This window comes from Allomesorhizobium camelthorni (assembly GCF_011045125.1).
In the GTDB taxonomy this organism is placed as follows: Bacteria; Pseudomonadota; Alphaproteobacteria; order Rhizobiales; family Rhizobiaceae; genus Allomesorhizobium; species Allomesorhizobium camelthorni.
The window spans coordinates 1-5,792 of sequence record NZ_JAAKZF010000169.1; the positions used below are offsets into that span (position 1 = coordinate 1).

Consider the following 5,792-nt stretch of genomic DNA (forward strand, 5'->3'; position numbering starts at 1 on the left):
GGGGACGCTGTCGGAGCGGGACTGCTGCAATGCGGTGGCTGAATACGGAACCGCGGCGCCTATGATGCGGGTCGCCGAGATCATGAACCGCAGTCTGGCGACCTGTTCGGCACAGGATTTGGAGACCGGTAACTTCTCTGGGGTCATGCGGCTCGGAGTAGGGGTGGTTTGGGCTTGAACAGCGAAGGCACCTGAGATTCAGTCAGTCGAAATCTTGCGCGCAGCCGATCGCGAAGCTCGCCGTTCATTTCGGTTGTTCGAACCTGCATCAGCGTGTGGGCGCCATGCTGAGACCAGCGCATCTGCTGCTTCTTCACCATGCGCTTGGCGACCAGCGAATTGACCGCCGATTCGGCGAGGGTCGTGGCGACGCGAAGACCGGCTCGGTAGCGTTTGCCGTAGTTGATGATCGCACCGCGGTTCGAGCGGATGTAGGTGAGGAGCTGCGCGCCAAGGTTATGAAGGCGCGCGACTGCGAGTGCCCCTTCTTCCTGCCAGGTCTTGAATTCCGCTACAAGCCGCTCGAGGTCGCGGATCGCTCGATCCAAGCGTCCGTGCCACAGACGCCACTTCACCGCTCTGATGTCCCTGTCGATGGACGGGAGCACGCCGGCGAGATCAGAGCGGGATCGAACCATGTGATCCGCGATCTGCTGCATGGGCTGAATCTTCATGGCGATGTGGAACCAGTCGATGATGTGGGTGGTCGGTTTCGGCATCGCACGAGATAACCGTTTGAGGATCTCGGCACCGTCGGAAATCACGGTCACATCGCCAAAGCCGCAATACCCCGTTCGCCGGAGAGCGTGAAGGGCGCGATCCCGTATCGCATGTGGGCCGGTGTTGCTGGTGGTGAAATACCGACCGCCCGCATCTCCCCGCCCACCACGACCGCAGCGGGCAACAACGATCTCGAAATTTCTTGCTGAGTGTGCATCGGCGCTGCGAACATGAGCGGTATCGATACTGACGACGAACTCTTTGCGTCGATCGCCAGGAAGCTGCATCTCAAGCTGACGTCGTTCATCCACCTGCGTTCTCGCACACCACGATTCCCCGGCGATCTGGTCGTCGAGCCGCTGGCCGATACTGATCGTCCGCTTGCGGACGGTTGCATGCGTCTCGGTCGGCTCGATGGGCAAGAATTCCGCGAGCATGCTGGCCGCCTGTCGATACGGGATCAAGCTTCCCAGCCGCGCCGTCAATTCCATCAGCTCGGGCGTTGCCCGATCCGGGCAGATTTCCTTGAGCGGTGCGAACGCGGCGTCCATCCCTGGATGGCAATCCCGGCACAACATCCAGCGGGGATTGCGAACCTCCACCGTGCCGAAGACCGTTCGAATGCGGCGCGTCGTATAGTCCTTGACTGGCCGAAAGGTGTGGCAATCCGGACAGACCCGTCGAAACAGGGTGTAGGCTTCCGCCTCCTGGGTCACGACCGCTGTTTGCAGGGTGGCCATGATCTTCTTGCCATCGTTTATCGACAGGCCAAAGTCTCCGTCGCGCAGACGCTCATCGCTTTTGTCGATCCGGATTTCTTGCCGACAAACGGCTCCGAAATCATTCTTCCCTTCAATCGAAATCGTCCACTCCATTGCCATCACTACCTCCGCAACCAAAGAGATGTGATGGCCCAGTCGGCGCTAACAAATCGTGGCCGCGTTCACCCCAGAGAAGTTACCGGTCTCACCGAATGTGCCGATACGCCCCCATTCCCGGACGAGTGACGCTGTACCGAACAAAGTGGGTTCGATCGTGAGGTTGTAAAATCTAGCCATGTTTCGATCAGGGTCGATACGACGCAAATGCAGCACTTCCATGCTGGCATTTTCATGAGGCCGAGCCGCTTCGTCCAATGAGTATTGTGAATCGCTCGACGGCAAGCGATTCATATCTGTTATGACCGGTCGGACGGTGGCATGGGTTCGGACCGAAGCCCTGTTTTCCAAGCCCGAAGGCCGAGCCCGAAGGGGCGAGCTGCGGAGGCCGGAACTCGCCATCCATAGGGCCGAAGAGATGGCCGGAGCCTTGTGGCAAAACAGAGTTGAGACATCGAGCGATGTCGGCCCCATGCACTGTTTTCGTGATTACATTGTTGTAACAGCATCCCGCGGGTGCTATATGCTTTGGCAGGCTAGTGGAGAGCGTCATGTTGAGCGCGGTCAAGAAATTCGGCAATTCGGCCGGCATCATCATACCCAAGCCGCTCCTGAGCGAGATTGGCGCTCGGGCAGGCGACCATGTCGATCTTCGGGTCGAGGGTGACCGGATCGTGATTGAGCGCGTCGTCAACCTGCCCCGCCGGGGCTGGGCCGAGGATGCAGCCCGGCTTGCCGCTGAAGGCGATGACGAGCCGGCATGGCCGGAATTCGCGAACGACGACGATGCCAAACTCGCGTGGTGAAACGTGGCGAGGTGTGGCTTGCTGCGCTTGATCCGACGGTCGGCAGCGAGATTCAAAAGACGCGACCATGCCTGATCGTATCACCGCCTGAGATCCACGACCATTTGCGCACCGTCATTGCGGCGCCGATGACTTCCGGCAGCAAACCCGCAGGATTTCGTGTGCCGGTGGCATTCCAGGGCGTGGACGGGCTCATACTGCTCGAGCAAGCTCGAGCGCTGGACAAACGCAGACTGGTAAAGCGCCTCGGGAGTGTCCCGGATACTGTGCTCAGGCAGGTTCTGAAAACGCTGCGCGAACTCTACGAGGAGTAGTCTGAACCTTCTGCTGACCGCATGTGCCGATCCGGCCCCGCTGCGAGCCAGCGACGCGCCACCGAACAGGATCGGCTCGATCGTCAGCACATGACGCGCGCAAAATAGGGATAATGACGCCGCCCTGACCAGCATCGATCCCATCCAGCACGCCTTTAGGTTGCCGCGCACCCGAAGATTCAGCGTTATGGTGCAATGCAATAAAAATGTCGCAATGCACAAAAACTGTCATATACTGAGGGCATAAATATAAGGGCGCGGGCAAGAACCATCGCCAACCAGAAGGATGAGGAAATGTCCAAGACTGCAGAAAAGACCAGCGAAACCACTACCGAATTCCCGGCCTTCGATCCCAGCAAGGCCACCGATCAGCTCCGCGTGGTCGCCGAAAAGGGCGTCGAACAGTCGAAGGAAGCTCTTGCCAAATTCCAGTCGGGCGCCGAAGACGCGCAGAAAGTGCTCAAGACGACCTTTGAAACCGCCAAGTCGGTTGGCAGTGAACTGTCGCTGAAGACGATCGCCGCGATGCGGGCCAATGCCGAAGCCGACTTCTCGCACCTCGAAGCTCTGTCCGGTGCGAAGTCGCTGTCGCAAGTGTTTGAGCTGCAAACTGCCTTCCTGCGCAAGCGCGTCGAAATGGGTGTCGAGCAGGCCAAGGAGTTCCAGGAGCTCACCACCAAGGCGGCGACCGAGGTTTCCAAGCCGGTCAAGGACGTCTTTGAGAAGGCCCTGAAGGATCTCAAGGTCGCCTGATCGTTCAAGCGACCGGAAATACCCGCAAGGCGGCGCCCCTCCTGCCGTCTTGCGGAGAAGCAGCGGTTACGAGGTGCTCGATAAGCGCGGCTCGCTGCACGTGGTTGGCCAACCCTGCCCCTGGTCGCTTGCGGCAAGCTATGGCGAGCCGCCAGCCATTGAAATGGCTTTACGATTACCGCCCGGGCCGGCAAGTCAATGTGGGCTTTATCGATCTGCCATGCCGACCAAACCGATCTGATCGGCATGCCGCGGCCACCGCTTGTCGCCGCCAATGCTCGATGACAACATATGGCGGCCACTCCTCGGTTTGATGTTGCCGGATGTCGGCTAAAATCGGTGGCGCCAGAAAAAAAGGTGCATCGGTATGGCTTCGACGAAACGATCGGCCCTCCCGGCGGGAACAGAAAACGCAGGCTCAACACGCGAGAGCGACAGGGGCCGCGCAAAGCGCCTCTCGGGCGAGGCACGGCGCCGGACCATAGTCGATGCAGCCGCGAAGCTTTTCTCGGAGAAGGGCTTCGAGGCACCCACGCGCGACCTGGCCGACCGATTGGGGGTGCGGCAGGCACTCCTCTACAAGTATTTTCCGGCGAAGGATGCGCTCATCGCCGCAGTTTTTGAAGGCGTCTTTGACCGGAGCTGGCGGGAACAGTCCAATACCCTGCTCGCGGACCGGACGCAGCCGCTTGAAGACCGGCTTTTTGATTTCTACCGGCGAACAGCTGAGAAAACCGATGGTATCCGCATTCGCCTCTTCGTCCGCGCCGCACTCGATGGTTGGCCGATAGCCAAAAGGCGGGGTGCGGCGCTAACCAGCCTGATATTCGAACCGCTCATCGGTGAGCTGCGAGAACAGGCAGGTCTTGCTCCGTTCGCCCGAAAAGCCATGATGCGCGGCGAACGAGAACTCGCCATGATGCTTCATGCCGCGCTGGTTTTTTTCGGCATTCGCGAGCACGTTTACCGGATGCCGATGCCAGCCGATCGGGAGGCGGTGGTGCGACTTTACATCAGGACTTTCCTGGCCGGGGCCGCAGTCAGTTTGAGGGATATACACGCGGGAAGAGCGGGAACGAGCCTTGAAGTCCCGCAACTCACGCCACCGATCACTTCGGGAGACCGTCCTCCACGTTCTTGAAATAGGTGAAGGTGAAATCGCGGTTCGAGCGCGACATGTGGCAGGCGAAACAGCTTTCGAGCTTCGCCTCCGAGTTTGGAGACCCGTCGGCCTTGTAGGCAGCGTAGTCCCAGTCGCCATTATCCTTGTCCGGAGGAAGTTCGTTTGCGGCGCCAAAACCTGTCCGCTTCTCCATGACGAAGATACCTGTCAGCGCATCTGTCGGCATCAACCGACCGTCTTTGTCGAGAACGGGATTGCCGTCCGCGCCAATCGCGACATCGTGATCCTCCATGATCAGGATAGTGCCCTCCGGAAGTATCTCGCCGGGTCTCGCGCGGGCGTGGGCCTCCGGGTTCACATACATGAAGCGGACGCGTTTGCGGTCCGGCCGGTCGACCTTGTTGTAGAGGACGAAGCCGGAACTGTATTGTGCCGGAAGCTTGACCCGGTCAGGAGTGGCAAACAGCGGAGCCGCGAGGAATACGGCTGCGCTGGCAGCGAGAGCAAAGCTCGACAGGCGTTTCATTGCCGGACCTCCACGACTGCCTTCATCTCCGGGTGGATGGCGCATTCGACCTCGAACTTGCCAGCCTTGCCGAGCGCCAAGGTTCGTGTCTCGCCGGGCTCTTGCTTGCCGAGGTCGACCGCGTGCCCCACCGTTGCTACGAAGACGTTGTGATCTGAGCTGTCGTCATTTGTGAAGGCCAGCGTATCGCCGACGTTGGCAGTGATCGCGGCGGGCTTATAGCTCATACCCGCCATGGTGACCGATACCTCATTCGCTATCCCTGGCGCGGACGACAGGACCAATCCCGTCAGCAGGGCCGTGATGCGAAAAGCCATCATAATGCACCTCCCTCTCGATAGCGTACGAGACGGCGCCAAGTACTCAGCGTTGCGATCAGCAAATTCTAAGCTGGAATGCATTAGTGGTCAATTGACAACTTCACGTGAGAACTGGACCAACAATGCCGGTCTGATCGTGTCGACGGCTTGCAACAACCAGAAACGCGCAACGGGCGACGTATTGCACTTGGCTGCCAAGGTCAGGAGTGGGGCGAGAACTTGCCCATGGTTCCTGTATTGGGGAAGGTCCAGTCGTGGTGGCACCTGAAGAGCTCCCTTCACGCTCTCCTAATGCCAGGTGGTTATCATTGCGGGGCGACGCGGCTCCTCGCGATCGAGGATATCTCCGCAG

At 59.6% G+C, this 5,792-nt stretch carries 8 protein-coding genes and 1 pseudogene; 5 read left to right on the forward strand and 4 right to left on the reverse strand.

What is annotated here, in order from left to right; translation table 11 throughout:
• A pseudogene (locus G6N73_RS34385) lies at positions 1 to 121 on the forward strand (CBS domain-containing protein); the annotation flags it as partial.
• Between the two features lie 22 nt (positions 122 to 143).
• On the opposite strand, the gene G6N73_RS34390 reads toward G6N73_RS34385, so the two are convergent.
• Complete coding sequence (locus G6N73_RS34390) at positions 144 to 1,595, reverse strand: ISKra4 family transposase (protein ID WP_246252805.1); 1,452 nt, start codon at positions 1,593 to 1,595, stop codon at positions 144 to 146.
• A gap of 48 nt (positions 1,596 to 1,643) precedes the next feature.
• A complete protein-coding gene (locus G6N73_RS38470; RefSeq protein ID WP_343044844.1) occupies positions 1,644 to 2,072 on the reverse strand; it encodes a WGR domain-containing protein in 429 nt (142 codons plus the stop codon).
• A gap of 77 nt (positions 2,073 to 2,149) precedes the next feature.
• Between G6N73_RS38470 and G6N73_RS34400 the strand changes: the two genes are divergently transcribed.
• From G6N73_RS34400 to G6N73_RS34415, 4 genes are all read left to right on the forward strand, one after another.
• Positions 2,150 to 2,404: an AbrB/MazE/SpoVT family DNA-binding domain-containing protein gene (locus G6N73_RS34400; protein WP_165034348.1), complete on the forward strand. Its 255-nt coding sequence runs from the start codon at positions 2,150 to 2,152 to the stop codon at positions 2,402 to 2,404.
• On the forward strand, positions 2,359 to 2,718 hold the full coding sequence (locus G6N73_RS34405) for a type II toxin-antitoxin system PemK/MazF family toxin (RefSeq protein WP_206079251.1): 360 nt from the start codon (positions 2,359 to 2,361) through the stop codon (positions 2,716 to 2,718). The genes G6N73_RS34400 and G6N73_RS34405 overlap by 46 nt, the downstream gene beginning before the upstream one ends.
• A 294-nt stretch (positions 2,719 to 3,012) precedes the next feature.
• Positions 3,013 to 3,471 (forward strand): phasin, encoded by a 459-nt coding sequence (locus G6N73_RS34410; protein WP_165034349.1) that lies wholly within the window; start codon positions 3,013 to 3,015, stop codon positions 3,469 to 3,471.
• 367 nt (positions 3,472 to 3,838) lie between these two features.
• A complete protein-coding gene (locus G6N73_RS34415) occupies positions 3,839 to 4,612 on the forward strand; it encodes a TetR/AcrR family transcriptional regulator (RefSeq protein WP_165034350.1) in 774 nt (257 codons plus the stop codon).
• Here G6N73_RS34415 and G6N73_RS34420 read toward each other — a convergent pair.
• The gene (locus G6N73_RS34420; RefSeq protein WP_165034351.1) at positions 4,581 to 5,120 is read right to left on the reverse strand and encodes a cytochrome P460 family protein; all 540 of its coding nucleotides are present in this window, start codon (positions 5,118 to 5,120) and stop codon (positions 4,581 to 4,583) included. The two genes, G6N73_RS34415 and G6N73_RS34420, sit on opposite strands and share 32 nt — an antisense overlap.
• Positions 5,117 to 5,437, reverse strand: coding sequence for a cupredoxin domain-containing protein (locus G6N73_RS34425; protein WP_165034352.1), 321 nt, complete (start codon positions 5,435 to 5,437; stop codon positions 5,117 to 5,119). Before G6N73_RS34425 ends, G6N73_RS34420 begins: the two co-directional genes overlap by 4 nt.
• Positions 5,438 to 5,792 lie beyond the last annotated feature (355 nt).